Below are 269 nucleotides of genomic sequence, written 5' to 3'. Positions count from 1 at the left end.
TGATCCGTTCCATGCCCACGAGGCAACGCTTCAAATCCCCATAGGCGAGCTCGGCATATCGGAGGGGCAGTCGTATCTCCTCGAAGACCTGCTGGGTGGGGAAAAGTTCATCTGCCAGGGTGATAGCATGCGCTTCAGGACTACTGCGTTATTGTGCTCCCTATCCTTAGCTGCGAATAGGAGCGTAACGTCGCCATTTATTGCAGCCTCAAGTATGGCTTTTAAGACGTCAGGTTTTCCGTCGAGTTCGAGCGCATAATCGCGCGCGA

At 53.9% G+C, this 269-nt stretch carries 1 protein-coding gene; it reads right to left on the bottom strand.

Annotated features, from left to right (window positions below; all coding sequences use genetic code 11):
- Nucleotides 1-30: 30 nt before the first annotated feature.
- Nucleotides 31-269: DUF488 family protein, N3 subclade (locus EZM41_RS11080; RefSeq protein WP_198471142.1), on the bottom strand; the 239-nt coding region annotated here is incomplete at its 5' end.

Origin of the sequence: Acetomicrobium sp. S15 = DSM 107314 (assembly GCF_016125955.1) — a bacterium.
Classification (GTDB): domain Bacteria; phylum Synergistota; class Synergistia; order Synergistales; family Thermosynergistaceae; genus Thermosynergistes; species Thermosynergistes pyruvativorans.
This window is presented reverse-complemented; position numbering and strand designations above follow the sequence as displayed.